General features: G+C 73.3%; 11 protein-coding genes. 4 read left to right on the forward strand and 7 right to left on the reverse strand.

Annotated features, from left to right (window positions below; translation table 11 throughout):
* Positions 1-54: 54 nt before the first annotated feature.
* Positions 55-1,056 carry an ABC transporter substrate-binding protein gene (locus IE326_RS21770; protein ID WP_150226431.1) on the reverse strand — a complete coding sequence of 334 codons (1,002 nt, stop codon included), beginning with the start codon at positions 1,054-1,056 and terminating at the stop codon, positions 55-57.
* Positions 1,057-1,892: 836 nt separating this feature from the next.
* Between IE326_RS21770 and IE326_RS21775 the strand changes: the two genes are divergently transcribed.
* Positions 1,893-4,061 carry a glycoside hydrolase family 9 protein gene (locus IE326_RS21775; protein ID WP_190042701.1) on the forward strand — a complete coding sequence of 723 codons (2,169 nt, stop codon included), beginning with the start codon at positions 1,893-1,895 and terminating at the stop codon, positions 4,059-4,061.
* Here the strand turns inward: IE326_RS21775 and IE326_RS21780 are convergent.
* Positions 4,039-4,647 (reverse strand): DUF2165 domain-containing protein, encoded by a 609-nt coding sequence (locus IE326_RS21780; RefSeq protein WP_190042702.1) that lies wholly within the window; start codon positions 4,645-4,647, stop codon positions 4,039-4,041. The genes IE326_RS21775 and IE326_RS21780 overlap by 23 nt on opposite strands.
* 618 nt (positions 4,648-5,265) lie before the next feature.
* Here IE326_RS21780 and IE326_RS21785 point away from each other — a divergent pair.
* Together IE326_RS21785 and IE326_RS40875 are read left to right on the forward strand one after the other, a co-directional pair.
* On the forward strand, positions 5,266-6,918 hold the full coding sequence (locus IE326_RS21785; protein WP_190042703.1) for a phospholipase A2: 1,653 nt from the start codon (positions 5,266-5,268) through the stop codon (positions 6,916-6,918).
* Positions 6,919-7,129: 211 nt separating this feature from the next.
* Complete coding sequence (locus IE326_RS40875) at positions 7,130-9,925, forward strand: S8 family peptidase (RefSeq protein WP_229915556.1); 2,796 nt, start codon at positions 7,130-7,132, stop codon at positions 9,923-9,925.
* A 202-nt stretch (positions 9,926-10,127) separates the two neighbouring features.
* On the opposite strand, the gene IE326_RS21795 is transcribed toward IE326_RS40875, so the two are convergent.
* Positions 10,128-10,547, reverse strand: a complete 420-nt coding sequence (locus IE326_RS21795; protein WP_150226435.1) for an ASCH domain-containing protein — start codon at positions 10,545-10,547, stop codon at positions 10,128-10,130.
* Positions 10,548-10,597: 50 nt separating this feature from the next.
* Positions 10,598-11,335: an NADPH-dependent F420 reductase gene (locus IE326_RS21800; protein ID WP_190042704.1), complete on the reverse strand. Its 738-nt coding sequence runs from the start codon at positions 11,333-11,335 to the stop codon at positions 10,598-10,600.
* Between the two features lie 29 nt (positions 11,336-11,364).
* Between IE326_RS21800 and IE326_RS21805 the strand changes: the two genes are divergently transcribed.
* Complete coding sequence (locus IE326_RS21805) at positions 11,365-11,796, forward strand: winged helix-turn-helix transcriptional regulator (protein ID WP_229915558.1); 432 nt, start codon at positions 11,365-11,367, stop codon at positions 11,794-11,796.
* On the opposite strand, the gene fabG is transcribed toward IE326_RS21805, so the two are convergent.
* The 3 genes from fabG to IE326_RS21820 form a co-directional block, all read right to left on the reverse strand.
* Entirely contained in the window at positions 11,786-12,607 is an 822-nt protein-coding gene (gene fabG, locus IE326_RS21810; protein WP_150226438.1) for a 3-oxoacyl-ACP reductase FabG, read from the reverse strand. The two genes, IE326_RS21805 and fabG, sit on opposite strands and share 11 nt — an antisense overlap.
* 298 nt (positions 12,608-12,905) lie before the next feature.
* Complete coding sequence (locus IE326_RS21815) at positions 12,906-13,466, reverse strand: hypothetical protein (RefSeq protein WP_190042706.1); 561 nt, start codon at positions 13,464-13,466, stop codon at positions 12,906-12,908.
* A gap of 135 nt (positions 13,467-13,601) precedes the next feature.
* Positions 13,602-14,849, reverse strand: a complete 1,248-nt coding sequence (locus tag IE326_RS21820; RefSeq protein ID WP_190043456.1) for a glycosyltransferase — start codon at positions 14,847-14,849, stop codon at positions 13,602-13,604.
* Positions 14,850-14,940: the final 91 nt, after the last annotated feature.

Here is a 14,940-nt window from a genome sequence, read left to right on the forward strand (position 1 = left end):
CCTGAGGGACCGGGGCGGCGCGGGGGCCGCTCCCGGTCCGGTGCGGGCGGTGGTTCAGTACTGGCGGCCGGGCAGGGCGGCCTCGGCCTGGTCCTGGGTGAAGACGCCCTCCTCGACCTCGACCCGCCGGGGGACGCTCTCGCCCGCCGCGACCTTCTTGACGAGCTCCATGAGCTGGTCGCCGAGGAGCGGGTTGCACTCGACGACCACGTTGATCTTCTTGTCCTTCATGGCGACGAAGGCGTCCTTGATGCCGTCGACGGAGATCACCTTGATGTCGGTGCCGGGCTTCTTGCCCGCCTCCTCGATGGCCTGGATGGCGCCGAGGGCCATGTCGTCGTTGTGGGCGTACAGGACGTCGATGTCCTCGTGGGACTTGAGGAAGGCCTGCATGACCTCCTTGCCCTTGGCGCGGGTGAAGTCCCCGGTCTGGGAGGCGACGACCTTGAACTTGGGGTCGCCCTTGATGGCGTCGGCGAAGCCCGCCTTGCGGTCGTTGGCAGGTGCGGAGCCGGTGGTGCCCTGGAGCTCGACCACGTTGACAGTGTCGGAGGACTTCTCGTACTCCTTCACGAGCCACTTGCCCGCCTCCTCGCCCTCCTTGACGAAGTCGGAGCCGAGGAAGGTCTGGTACAGGGACGTGTCCTTCGAGTCGACCGCGCGGTCGGTGAGGATCACCGGGATGCCGGCGTTCTTGGCCTCCTTCAGGACGGTGTCCCAGCCGGACTCCACCACCGGCGAGAAGGCGATGACGTCCACCTTCTGCTGGATGAAGGTGCGGATCGCCTTGATCTGGTTCTCCTGCTTCTGCTGCGCGTCGGAGAACTTGAGCGTGATGCCGGCCTTCTCGGCGGCGTCGCGCACGGACTTGGTGTTGGCGGTGCGCCATCCGCTCTCGGCTCCCACCTGGGCGAACCCGAGCACCAGCTTGCCGTCGGAGGAGCCCTTGCCGGTGCCGCCGGTGCTGCCGGTGGACGCGGGCTCGGTGGTGCAGGCGGTCATCACGCTGCCGGCCAGGACGGCGGCGGCGACGGCGCGGAGGGCTCTGTGGGCCATGTCGGGGTTCCTCTCGGGACGTGCGTCGGACGGGCGGGGCCCCGAGGAGGGGGCTCCGCGAAAGAGCTGCCGTGCGGAGGTGGTCGAGCCGTAGGGAGGCAGGGAAAGCGCCGGTCTCGACGATCGGCGTCGGCGAACGCGACACATTGTGAGCGCTAACAGAGTTGTAACTCAAGGGTCCGTCGGCCGTTACTCGTTCTTGATCGCAGGAAGTTCCCAAGATCGGAGCGTCCGCTCGCCTCCCTCGGTGTCGATGCAGCCGTTCTGACTTGGGACGTCGATCCGAAAGTTGTGAGCGTTAACACCATCGGTCCTTTCCTTGGTGGAAGTGCCGTCCGGCAGCGCTCCGCGTCGCCGAAGACCTCGCGGAGGAGCGGCCTTCGACACGTCCACGCCGCTTTCGTGCCTTCGCGACACGATTTCGAACTACGCCCGGTATGTCGAACATCAGGAGTCGCCCCCCTGGCGTCGATCGGCACGGCCTTCCGGCGGGAAGCCTCCCCGGCGGGGCGGTCCCGCGGGCCGTCGACACGGCGGGGGAGGCGCGCCCGCCTCCCTGACCGTCCGCGAAGTCGTGGGCGGGGGCGGCCCGAAGCCCTCGGGCGGAGACGGCGGAGACGTCCCGACTCCCTTCCCCTCCGGCCCCGTTGACGGTGGCGGTGGGCGTCACTAGCCTCGCCCCAGATCCCCGACCCCTTCCGCGGCCGTACGCCGCTCCACATGATGGGAGCGCTCCCACCATCAGGGGTTTGGCATGCACGTGACACAAACGTCGCCATCCGCGCCGGCGTCCCCATCGCCCGCGCAGACACCAGCAGACACCAGAGGAGCCGCACATGCCCCGCACCACGGCGCCACCACTCCGCCGCCTCCCACGCCTCTCCGCCGCCCTCCTGACGGGAACGCTCCTGCTCGGCGGCCTCGCGGTCGCGCCGGCCGCGTCCGGCGCGACCGCGGCCACCACGGCCGTCCGCGTCAACCAGGTCGGCTACCTGCCCGACGGACCCAAGCGCGCCACCGTCGTCACCACGGCGACGCAGGCGCTCTCCTGGCAGCTGCGGAACGCGGCCGGGACGGTGGTCGCCTCCGGCCCGACCGTCCCGCGCGGCGCGGACGCGCCCTCCGGGCAGTCCGTCCAGGTGGCCGACTTCTCCTCGTACCAGGGCACGGGCACCGGCTACGTCCTGAGCGTGGACGGCAGCGGCAGCGTGCCCTTCGACATCCGCGCGGACCTCTACGACGCCCTGCGCTCCGACGCGATGGCCTTCTTCCACCACCAGCGCAGCGGCATCGCGATCGACGCCTCCCTGGTGGGCGCCGCCTACGCCCGCCCCGCCGGGCATCTCGGCGTCTCCCCCAACAAGGGCGACGTCTCCGTCCCCTGCCAGGCCACCGTGTGCGACTACACCCAGGACGTGCGGGGCGGCTGGTACGACGCGGGCGACCACGGCAAGTACGTGGTGAACGGCGGCCTTTCGACCTGGCTGGTGGTCAACTCCTTCGAGCGGGCCGAGCGGGCGGGGAAGGGAGCGGCGCTCGGCGACTCCACGCTGCGGGTCCCCGAGCGCGGCAACGGCGTACCGGACGTCCTCGACGAGGCCCGCTGGGAGCTGGACTTCCTCATGCGGATGCAGGTGCCCGCGGGCAAGCCGTACGCGGGCATGGCGTTCCACAAGGTCCACGACGCGGCCTGGACCGGCATGCCGCTGCGCCCCGACCAGGACGCCCAGCCGCGCGAGCTGCACCGCCCGTCGACGGCCGCGACCCTGAACCTCGCGGCCGCCGCCGCGCAGTGCGCCCGGGTCTACCGGCCGTACGACTCCGCCTACGCCGACCGCTGTCTGTCCGCCGCCCGCCGGGCCTGGACGGCCGCGCAGGCCAACCCGGCGATGTACGCGCCGAGTTCGGACAGCACGGGCGGTGGGGCCTACGAGGACGCGCGGGTCACCGACGAGTTCTACTGGGCCGCCGCCGAGCTGTACGCGGCGACCGGCGAGAGCGCGTACCGGGACGCCGTCACCTCCTCGTCCTGGCACACCTCCGCCGACGCCTTCAGCCCGTACGGCTTCGGCTGGGCGGACACGGCCGCGCTCGGCCGGCTCGTCCTGGCCACCGTCCCCACCGGACTGCCCGCCTCCGACGTGGCCCGCGTCCGCGCCTCGGTGACGGCGGCCGCCGACGGCTACCTGTCCCGGATGGCGGCCCAGGGGTACGCCGTGCCCGTCCCGGCGGACGGCTACTTCTGGGGTTCGAACGGCGAGGTCGCCAACGACGCGGTGGTCATGGCCGTCGCCGGGGAACTGACGGGCGACGCCCGTTACCGCGCGGGCGCGCTGGAGACCATGGACTACCTGCTGGGCCGCAACGCACTGGGCCTGTCGTACGTGACGGGCCACGGCGAGTCCGCCGCCCAGAACCAGCACCACCGCTTCTGGGCCCACCAGCTGGACGCCTCGCTGCCGCACCCGCCCGCGGGATCGCTGGCGGGCGGGCCGAACAGCGGGCTCCAGGACCCGATCGCGGCGCAGCGGCTGGCCGGCTGCGCCCCGGCCGCCTGCTACATCGACCACATCGACTCGTACTCGACCAACGAGGTCGCCGTGAACTGGAACGCCCCGCTGGCGTGGCTCGCCGCCTACGCCGCCGAGCGCGCCTCCGACGACGGCGGCAGCGGCGGCGAACCGCCCGCCTCGGCCTGCGCGGTGACGTACACCGTGACCAACTCCTGGAACACCGGCTTCACCGCGAACGTCACCGTCGAGAACACCGGCCGGACGGCCGTGGACGGATGGCAGCTGACCTGGGCCTACCCGGACGGCCAGCGCGTCACCAGCGCCTGGAACGCCACCGTCACCCAGAGCGGCACCGCCGTCGGCGCGCGCAACACCGACTGGAACCGGACGCTCGCGCCCGGCGCGAAGGCGAGCTTCGGGGTGCAGGGAACGCACAACGGGACCAACCCCGCCCCCGACTCCTTCTCGCTCAACGCGGGCGCCTGCTCCTGACCCGGCCCGGCGGTTCGGCGGGCAGGTGCACCACGAGGAGCGCGAAGCCCGCCAGGGCGACGTTGCGGGCGGCGGCGTCCAGGCCGTTCCAGTCGGAGGACTGCCACATCGCGAACCACTCGCCGCCGATCGCGAGGAAGCCCATCCCGAAGAGCAGCAGCACCATCACCAGTCCCACCGTGCTCGCCGCGCGGGCACGGTGGTACGCGGCGCCGCGCAGTCCCGCGATCCAGAGCAAGGTCGCGGCGAGGAGGACCAGCGCGGCCAGCGCCTCCCAGACGATGACCGCGACGTAGGCGGCGTTCTGGAGGGCCGGGGACTCGATCGCGCGCCACATCAGGTCGGGGTCGCGGAACGTGGTGTCCATGCTCAGGACGTGCCGGACGAACTGCTGGTTGGTCCCGAAGTCCGTGATGTTCCCGAAGGCCACCAGGGCCATGTACAGCGCGACGGTCGCCGTCAGCGCGGTCGCCGCGACGGCCGGCCCGCCCAGCCGGAGGAGCCGGCCGGGCGGGCCGGCCGGGCCCTTCTCCGGGGGGAGGGCGTCGGGGTCGGATCCGGCCGGCCGGTGGGTCTTCCGTGCCATGGGCGTGTCCTCCTTCGTCGTCCCGCGGGCGCTCGGGCCGCGGCTCCGTACCCTCTCCTCCCCACTCGCGGGCCCTCCCAACGGGACGGGTGCCAAGAACCACCCGACTTCCGGGCACGCCACAGTAATGATTGCTCGTGCAATCATTACTGCAATCTCCCCGGACAACCGGCCCCAATGACCCGCCGCCCCCTCAACACGCCGCTACAGCACCGATTTAGGACACTGTCTCCCATTCATGGGTAACGTCACGCATCCGATCCCTCACTCAGAATGAGGGTTTCCATGTGACCTCGGTCACATTCAGTCCATGGTGAGCGGTTGAGATTTGCTATACGGAACAGCTTTTCGATGACTCCCGGCACATCGAAGGCGACGCACTGTCGGGCCAACTGCCTTGCCCATGAACGGGGTTCGCTTCATGTGCTCAGTCTTGGGCCGCACCACACGCGCCACATGAGTACGCGTACTCAACATCGGGCGGCGGTCCGGGGACTTCACTGCTGCAAGGAAGCGGAACCAACTACCCCCATACACAAGCCACTTGTCGCCCTGATCGGCGCCGTTCTACGGTCCGCAGCGATCAAGCAACACACCTACGACACGAGGGGGGAACTCGTGCGCAAGACAGCCCTGCCTGTCATGGCCGCGCTCTCCATGGCGTTGATGCTCCCGCAGCAGAGCGCCGGAGCCATCACCGTCGAGCAGCCGCGGGCCGCGGCCGCCACCGTCGACCCGCCGCTGGCCGACGGGGAGATCCAGCAGGTCGGTCCCGGCCTGTACTCCACCGCGGAGAAGTCCTTCGAGCTGTACGAGACCGATGTGGCCGAGGGCCTCATGGGCCGCACCCACACGGTGACCGAAGGCACGGACGGGGTCGCCCGGCCGGAGTCGGCGCCCGCGACCCGCCCGGACCAGGGCGTCTTCGGCCCCGGCTGGGAGGCCGGGTTCCTGGGGGGCCAGCTCAACCGCAAGCTGGAGCAGAAGGCCGACTCCGTCGTGGTCACCGACCTCGACGCGAAGGTCTCCGTCTCGTACGCCCTGAAGAGCAGCGTCGACTACCCGAGCGGCGGTGGCGTCAAGAAGTACGAGACCGCCGCCGGCGACAAGTTCACCGAGACCACCGCCTACAACGAGGCGACCGGCACGCTGGTGACCACCGCGGTCGAGACCCTCGCCCCGGCCACCGGCACCCCGGACACCGACGTGACCGGCGACGAGGACGCGGGCGCGGCCGTGGGGGTGGCCAACCTGACGGCCACCTACAACTGGAAGCAGGCCGCCCCGGGCACCGACAAGTGGCGGGTCACCGGCCTGGGCAACCTGGCCGACGGCGCCACCGCCACGGTCTCCTACGACACCAAGGGCCGGGTTTCCAAGGTCAGCGAGCCCGCCACCGCCGACGCCCCGGCGCAGTCGCTGACGGTCGTCTACTCGACCGCCACGACGGCCACCGGCACGACGCTCGGCGAGTACACGGGCCGCGCCAAGCAGATCACCCTCACGTCGGGCACCACCACGCAGACGCTGGCGCGCTACTCCTACGACGCCTCGGGCCTGCTGCGCAACGTGACCAACCCGGTCGAGGGCACCGACCCGGTCTCGACGTACGCCTACGACTCCACGGGCCGCGTCTCCGACATCGCCTCGCCGACCAGCGGCGAATGGGACCTGTCCTTCCCGGCCTCGTCGGCCGCCCCGAACGCCGCGCCCGTCGGCACCGACCTGCCGTCCGCCACCGAGCCCCTCCAGGGCCCGGCCGGCGACGGGACCGCGCTCACGCCCCCGGCCGGCGACTTCACCACCGGTGAGATCAACGACCCGCAGGCGTACCCGCGTTACTGCAACCGCGCCACCGAGTGGATGTGGTACCTCAACCGCGGCTGCGTCGCGTGGGCCGCGCACTACGGCTGGCACTGGCCGTACTTCCGGTACACGCCGACCGGCTTCCGCGTCGCCGGCATCATCTACGACGGGTGCAGCACCCCCGGCCCGAACATCAGCCGGCCGGGCGGCTTCAACTTCCGTGCCGCGTGCGACACCCACGACTACGGCTACGGCCTGATCGGCAACACGTACAAGGGCTACAAGTACTACCTGGACCGCAGCAAGAAGTCGAACGTCGACAACGCCTTCTACTCGACGATGAAGACGCACAGCTGCAAGGCGTACAACATCCTGATCCGCTGGCGGTGCAACTCGTACGCGTACGTCTACCTCAAGGCCGTGGCCTGGAAGGGCAACCCGAAGAACGGCGCCAACAAGACCTGATCACGGGTCGGCACCCCTTCCGGTGACGTACCGCACGACCTCCTGACGGAGCGCGTCCCCCGGACGCGGCCGGGCCGGACGGCGAACACCCCACGCCGTCCGGCCCGTTCCGCCAGGACCCGCACCTTCCCTCGCACCCACCTGCCGGGCTGCGCCGTGTCCGCTCCCCCACGAGTCCGGGCACGGCGCGCCCCCTGCTCACCGAGGCAACATGAAGAGAAAGATCTGGGCGACGGTCGTCACCGCGATGACGGCCGTGACCCTCGGCGCCGCGGCACCGGCCCACGCCGTCACCCCGCAGAACGCCACGACAGCGGTCGGGGCCGCGGCCGATCCGGTCGACCCGCCGCTCTACGACCAGACGTCGGGCGGCGGCCGGGTCCGCGTCAACGTCGTCACGGAGACCCTCGCGGACGTCGCCGACGCGGCGACCGCCGGCGAGAAGAAGCAGGAGTTCGAGACCGTTCCCGTGGTCACCCTCGAGGTGGACCGGGCGGGCCTCGACCAGCTCGCCGCGAAGCCGGGCGTGGTCAGCGTCACCGAGGACAGGGTGGAGCCGGCGACCCTGGACCAGAGCGTCCCGCTCATCGGCGGCGACGACGCCGTCACCGCGGGCAAGACCGGCGCCGGCCAGGCGATCGCCGTCCTGGACACCGGGGTCGAGGTCGGCCACCCGTTCCTGAAGAACCGGGTCGTGGCCCAGGCGTGCTTCTCGCCGAGCGACGCCGAGAGCGGCGTCGTCAGCCTGTGCCCGAACGGCACCGACGAGCAGGAGGGCACCGGCTCCGCCGACACCGCGGCCGGCCCCTGCGCGACCATGGCCGCCTGCGACCACGGCACCCACGTGGCGGGCATCGCCGCGGGCAGCGGCACCGGCCTCACGGGCGCCCCCAAGCACGGCGTGGCGCCCGGCGCGAACATCGTCGCCGTCCAGGTCTTCAGCCAGTTCACCACCGAGGAGTTCTGCGGCGGCATCGCGCCCTGCGTGGGCAGCTACCAGAGCGCCCAGCTCAAGGGCCTGGAGCACGTGCTGAAGCTCAAGCGGGCCGGTACGCCGATCATCGCGGCCAACCTCAGCCTCGGCAACGGCCGTCACACCACCGCCTGCGACGGCGACCTGCGCAAGCCGGTCGTCGACAGCCTGCTGAGCGCCGGGGTGGCCACCGTCATCGCGGCCGGCAACAACGGCCACACCGACGCGGTGAGCATGCCCGGCTGCATCTCCTCCGCCGTCACGGTCGGCTCGACCACCGACGACGACGAACTGTCCGCCTTCACCAACCGGGGCCCGCTGCTCGACCTGTTCGCCCCCGGCACGGGCATCGTCTCCTCCGTGCCCGGCGGCGCCTACGCCTCCAAGAACGGCACCTCCATGGCCGCGCCGCACGTGGCCGGCTCGTACGCGGTGCTCAAGCAGGCCTTCCCCACCAAGAGCGTCGCCGACCTGACGGCCCTGCTGAAGGGCAGCGGCCGGGGCATCGCCTACACCGGCGCCACCACCCCGCGGATCGACCTCGGCGCCGCCGTCGGCGGCGGGGGCGTCGCCCCGAAGCCCTCCGGGATGACCGACTTCAACGGCGACGGCGCGGAGGACCTCGCCATCTCCGACCCGCAGGCCACCGTCGGCACGGACGCGAAGGCCGGTCTGATCCGCATCGTGTACGGCGGCGGCAAGGGCACCGCCGAGATCAGCCAGGACCTGGACTGGGTGGCCGGCGGCTCCGAGCCCGACGACTACTTCGGCGAGACGCTGGCCACCATCGACTGGAACAAGGACGGCTTCACCGACCTGGTCGCCGGCACCCCCAGCGAGACCGTGGGCACCGCCACCGACGCGGGCTTCGTCGACATCCTCTACGGCGCGGCCGGCGGCCTCGGCACCGGCACGCTGAAGGCCACGCACCTCGAACAGGGCGCCGGCACCAGCGGCCTCGCGGCCTCGGCGTCCGAGGCGGGCGACCGCATGGGCCACCGGATCGCCGCGGCGGTGAACGACGCCGGCCGGCCGTACCTGGTCATCGGCGTACCCGGCGAGACCATCGGCTCCGCCACCCAGGCGGGCGGCGTGTTCTACGTGTACGGCACCACCAGCCTGGCCGTGAACCAGGGCTCGCCGGGCGTGCCCGGCGACCCCGAGACGGGCGACCTCTACGGCTGGTCGGTGGCCGCCGACCAGAACTACATCGCCATCGGCAGCCCCAACGAGGCCATCGGCACCACGACGAAGGCCGGCGGCGTCGCGATCTTCGACGCCAACCGCTTCGACTCCGGGGGACGACCCCTGCCGCTCGCCGGGCTCGACCAGGACAACGCGGCCATCTCCGGCGGCTCCGAGGCGGGTGACCAGTTCGGCTACGCGGTGGCCATGGCGCCCTTCCGGGCCAGTGGGACCGCGTCGGCGGCGGAGTCGATCCTGGCGATCGGCTCGCCCGGCGAGAGCGTGACGGTCGGCACCGAGGACCGCGCGGGCGCGGGCCGCGTGGTGCAGATCCGCATCAAGCCCGACGGCACCTGGAGCTATCTGCGCGAGCTCAAGCAGGGCACCGCGGAGGACGACGTGTCCGGGACGTCGGAGGTGGGCGACCGGATGGGCGAGTCCCTCACCGCCGTCAACACCGCCCCCGGTTCGGTGAGCACCGTGGCGTCCATGCGGCTCGCCGTGGGAACGCCCGGTGAGGACGTCGGCTCCGTCGCCAACGCGGGCGCGATCCACACCTTCTCGCTGGCCGGATCGGCCGGCCCGAACGACCGCTGGATCGAGGCCGGCGACGGCGACGGCATCCCCGGCCCCGCCGGCGCCAACCAGTACCTGGGCAGGAACATGCACTTCACCACGACCAGGCTGTACGTGGGCATGCCCTACGGCCCCCTGGCCACCGGGGCGGTCCACGCGCTGCCGATGTCCAACGTGACGCAGGGCGGCACGGTCGCCCCCGTCACCACGTACCGGCCCGGCGCCGGCGGCCTCCCCGCCAACGGCGTGGCCTTCGGCCACTCGATGCGCTGACCGTCGGCCGACGGCCCCGGAGGCCCCCGGAGGCACCCGCCTCCGGGGGCCTCCGGCGGTGCCCCGGCCCGTCACCTCGCCGCGGACCGGAACAGGCCACCGCCCCGGGCGCGCGGGCGTCCCCTCAGGCCCCCCGGTACGCGCCCGGTACGCCCGCCGTGCCCGCCTCTCCCGTCACGCGCGCCCCTCCGGTTCCCTCTTCTCAGTCCCTCACCACGTGGAACCGCTCGACCACGACCGGAGTTTCGTCGTCCACGAGGAAATCCGGGTCGCCGAGCGCCTCCCGCATCTCCTCGCTGTGCCAGAACCGCTCGTGCGCCTCCCGCCACTGGGCGACCGAGAGGTACCCCTCGCCCTCGTCGAGCGCGAGCCGCAGGTCCGCCTCGCCCAGCGGCAGGACCCGCACCTCCGTCACCTCCACGACCGCCACCTCGCGGCCGTCCGAGTCGATGAGCCCCCACCGCTCGCCCGGCTCGGGCAGTTCCTCGTCCTCGATCTCGTACTCCGCGAGGAGTCCCGTCGTGGCGACCTTCTCCCCGGAGAGGACGGCGGCCACCAGCCGGTCCCGCAGGGGGCCGGGGAAGGCGAGGAGGAAGGGCTTGAGCGCGTGCGGTCCGGTCATGCCCGACAGTCTGTCAGCCGGCGGAGGGGGCGGCCGGTCCGGGACGCGGTTCAGTCGTCCACGGCTCCCGGGGCCAGGGCCGGGGAGGGGAAGGCGAAACGGGTCTCGGCGCCCGACCACCAGACGCCGACGGCGAAGACGGCGGTGGCCTCCAGCAGGGCGGCGCGGGCGAGTCCGCCGCAGGGCAGCGGGGTGCAGCCCATGGAGGTGACGAGTTCCGTCAGGTGTGCGGCGGCCTCCGGCCGGTCGGTGCAGAACGGCACCGCCAGCGGGGCCCCTTCGAAGGCCGGCCGGTCCAGGGTCCAGATGCTGTCGTGGCACAGCCCGAACGCCTTCGCCACGTGGGCGCCGGGGGCGGCGTCCGCGACGAGCCGGGCGACGGAGGTGGTGCCGCCCGTGGTGAGGGCCGGGCCGTCCGCGCCCGGCGCCATGGGGACGGTGCAGTCGATCACCGTCCGCCCGGCGAGCGGGCCGGCCAGTTCCTTCGCGAGCGGCGGTGCGGCGTCCGCCGGCACGGCGGTCAGCACCACCTCCCCGTGGGCCGCGGCCTCGGCGAGACCGCCGTGGCCGGAGGCACCGGTGAGCCGGGCGGTGCGGGAGGCCGCCGCGGCGTCCCGGCCGCCCACCAGGACGTCGTGCCCGGCCCGTACCCAGGCCCCTCCGAGTGCGGTGGCCATCGCCCCCGTTCCCAGAATGCCGATGCGCATGTGCGTGCTCCTGTCGTCCGTGGTGCGGGGTGTGCGGGGTGTGCACGGGAAGGACGCTAGGGATGCCGACGCACACCACATGGTGTGCGTCGGCGGGGCAGGATGGGCCCGTGGCCGACGAAGCGGTACGGGAAGAGGAGCGGGACCTGGGCGGCGACCCGTACGCCGCGGACTGCCAGGCACGGGTGGCCTTCGAGGTGCTGTCGAACCGGTGGGACAGCGTGGTCGTGTACGTCCTCGGCGAGAGCGGCCCCCTGCGGCCGCACGCGCTGCGCACCCGCATCGGCGGCATCAGCGCCAAGGTCCTCAACGACGCCCTGCGCCGCCTGGAGTACAACGGCCTGGTCGTGCGCCGGGCGTACGCGGAGGCCCCGCCCCGCGTCGACTACTCCCTCACCGAGGCGGGCGCCGCGCTGCTGGAACCGATCCGGATGATGGGCGCGTGGGCGGGGCGGCACGCCGGGGCCGTCCTGGAGGCGCAGACCCGCTTCGGCGCCCGGGGGACCGTCCGGCCGGATCCCGGGGACTCCGTCAGCCGGTGACGGGGGCGGGGACGAGCGCGGTGGCGGGGGCGGGGGCGAAGGCGTCGAGGGATTCGGGGACGGTCTGGCCGCCGTCGACGGTGAGGGTCTGGCCGGTGATGAAGGCGGCCTCGTCCGAGGCGAGGAAGCCGACGGCGTGGGCGACGTCCGCGGCTTCCCCGAGCCTGCCCAGCGGGATCGAGGCCGCCATCCGGCGCAGGTAGTCCTCGCCCAGGGCGTCCAGGCCCTCGGTCCGGACGTTGCCCGGGAGCACGGCGTTGACGGTGATGCCGAGGGGGGCCAGTTCCAGGGCCGCGCCGCGCAGGAATCCGAGCTGCCCGGCCTTGCTGGCCCCGTAGTGGGACCAGCCCGCGTACCCGGTGGCCGGGCCGGTGATGGAGGAGGTGAGGACGACGCGTCCGTGCCCGGCGCGTTCCATCGCGGGCAGGCAGGCCCGTACCGAGAGGATGGAGCCGCGCAGGTTCACCGCCAGGACCTCGTCGATGTCGGCGGCGGTCATCTCGCGCAGCGGCTTCTCGGGGAAGACGCCCGCGTTGGCACAGAGGACGTCGACGTGTCCGTGGCGGCGTTCCGCCTCGGCCGCCATCGCCTCGACCGATTCCGGGACCCGCAGGTCCGCTCCGGTGCCCTCGACCCGCCCGCCGGTGGTCCGGGCCAGCTCCGCGGCGACCCGGCGGGCCGCCGCCTCGTCCCGGCCGGTCAGGAGCACCGCCGCGCCCCTGCGGGCGAAGAGTTCGGCGATGCCCCGCCCGATCCCCCGCGTGCCGCCGGTCACCACGACGGACCGCTCGCTCCACGGCGTGCCGCTCATCCCCTGCCCCTCCCTCACGTCCGCCCCCGTGCGGTCCCCGGCCCGCTCGTCCTGGTCCGCTCGCCCCGGGGGCATTCCCACCGTAGGCGGTACGCACCCGGGCGAGGGGGCCGCACCCGTCCCCGGTTCACCCGGACGAAGGACCCGCCGGGGGTGTCCGCGCGGGCGGCCGGCGCCGGATCCACAGGCCGACGAGGGGGCGGCGCCGTGGACTCGGGCGTGTCCCCAGGCTCTTCTGCCGATCGCCGCTCGCGGGGGCAGTGCGCGGATCGCGGTGTCCGGGGACCCGTTCCGCCCGTCATCCGCCGCCTGCGGGGGCGGGGGCGACAGTGGGGACGGTGGCGGTGGCGGGCATGGTCTCCAGGGTCACCACGACCATCACCGGGAAGTCCGTGTCGTGCTGGACGACGCCGGCGGTCAGGACGTGACCGTCGAGGGTCCACCGCTTCCGCACGACGAACTCGTCCCCGCCCTCTCCTTCGCCCTCCCCCTCCCTTTCGTCCTCGCCCTCCGTCGCCCGTCCGGCCTCGGCGAGGCGGCCGGCGAAGGAGGACCGCTCGATCTCGGGGAGGAGACCGGCCAGGACCCGCTCCCCCTCCTCGTAGACGGCGTCCAGGTCGTCGAAGTAGCCCGACTCGTCGACGTCGCGGATCCAGACGGCGAACGAGACGTCGACCGCCCCGCTGCCGGACGTCCGGATCCACGCCCCGGTGCCGTCCGCGTCCCAGGAGGTCTCCACGCCGTCACGGGGCCTGCCCCCGGGTGTCCATCCACAAGCCGCGAACCGCGCCGCCGCGCCCTCTGCGGTCAGCGGGGCGAGGCCCCCGAGCTCCTCCAGCATCGCGATCACCGCGGCCATGGACTCTCCTTCCGCTCCCGCCGGCCGTACTGCCGCCGCCCTGCGCCCGACGCTCCCCCGACGACCCGCCGGACACCGTACAGCGGGTCGCCCCACCGCCGTCCGGGAGGGCGGGCAGCGGTTCCGGGGGCGTGGTCAGCGGGTCGGACGGGCGAGTGCGGCGAGCACCGGGGCGACGCCGTCCTCCTGGGCCAGGCGGTCGGCCAGGGCGCGGGCGCGCTCGCGGTGGGAGTCGTCCCCGGTCGCCCGGCGCAGCGCTCCGGCCAGGGTCCCGGCGGTGAGGCGGCGCAGCGGTACGGCTCCGGGGGCGGTGCCCAGCGCGGTGAGCCGGGACGCCCAGAACGCCGCGTCGAACTGGACCGGTACGGGGACGCTGGGCACCCCGGCCCGCAGGACGGCGCCGGTCGTGCCCGCTCCCGCGTGGTGGACGACGGCGGCCGTCCGGGGGAAGAGGAGGGAGTGCGGCGCCTCGTCGACGACGAGGATGTCGTCGCCCCCGATGTCCCCGCCGCTCCTGGTGCTCGCGGCACCCGCTCCCCCGGCGTCCAGGCCCGCCCAGCCCCGCTGGACGATCCCGCGCACCTTCGCCGCGCGCAGCGCGGCGACGATCTCCCGGCTGACCTTCCCGGGGTCGGGGACGGTGGCGCTGCCCAGGCCGACGAAGACCGGCGGGGGTCCGGCGGCGAGAAAGTCCTCCACCTCCGGGGACAGCCGCCCGGTCTCGTGCGGCCACCAGTATCCCGAGACCTCCAGGCCGGCGGGCCAGTCGCGGGGACGGGGGACGACGAGTTCGCTGTAGCCGTGCATCACGGGCCACCTCCGCCGCCGGGAGCGGTCCGCCGCGGCGAGGCCGTGCCGCGGCAGCGCGCGTACGGCTCCGGAGAACATCAGCTCCACCGAGGCCATGACGGCCCGTCCGCCGAGCCGGTTCCCCACCGGGCCCAGGGACCGCACGCCCAGGACGGGGGCGGGGAACTCGCCCGTCGGGTGCAGCGGCTGGAGGTGCAGGCCAAGGGCGGGCACGGAAAGGGCGTCGGCGAGGGCGTACCCGAGCGGGCCCAGTGCCCCGCCGACCAGCAGGACCTCGCCCTGCCGGGCCACCTCCACCAGGGCCGTCGTCATCTCGTCGACCGCTCCCCTGGCCATCGCCGCGAGCCGTACGAGCTTCCCCGCGCCGGTCCTCGCCCGGTGCAGCCCACGGCCCCGGGCGGAGTGCAGTTCGGCGCGGGGGTCCACGGGCAGCGGATGGAACCGTACCCCCGACCCCGCGACGAGCGGCTCGAACAGGCCGTGGGCGGCCAGCGTCACCTCGTGTCCGGCCCGTACGAGACCGGCACCCAGACCCGTGTACGGCGCGACGTCCCCGCGCGACCCCGCCGTCATCATCACGATGCGCACGCCGCCAGTCTGCCCCATCTGGACCCGCGCCACGGCGGATCGACCCGCACCGCCCGACGGGTTGTCAGGTACGCGC

The organism is Streptomyces filamentosus, from assembly GCF_014654895.1.
Lineage (GTDB): Bacteria > Actinomycetota > Actinomycetes > Streptomycetales > Streptomycetaceae > Streptomyces > Streptomyces filamentosus.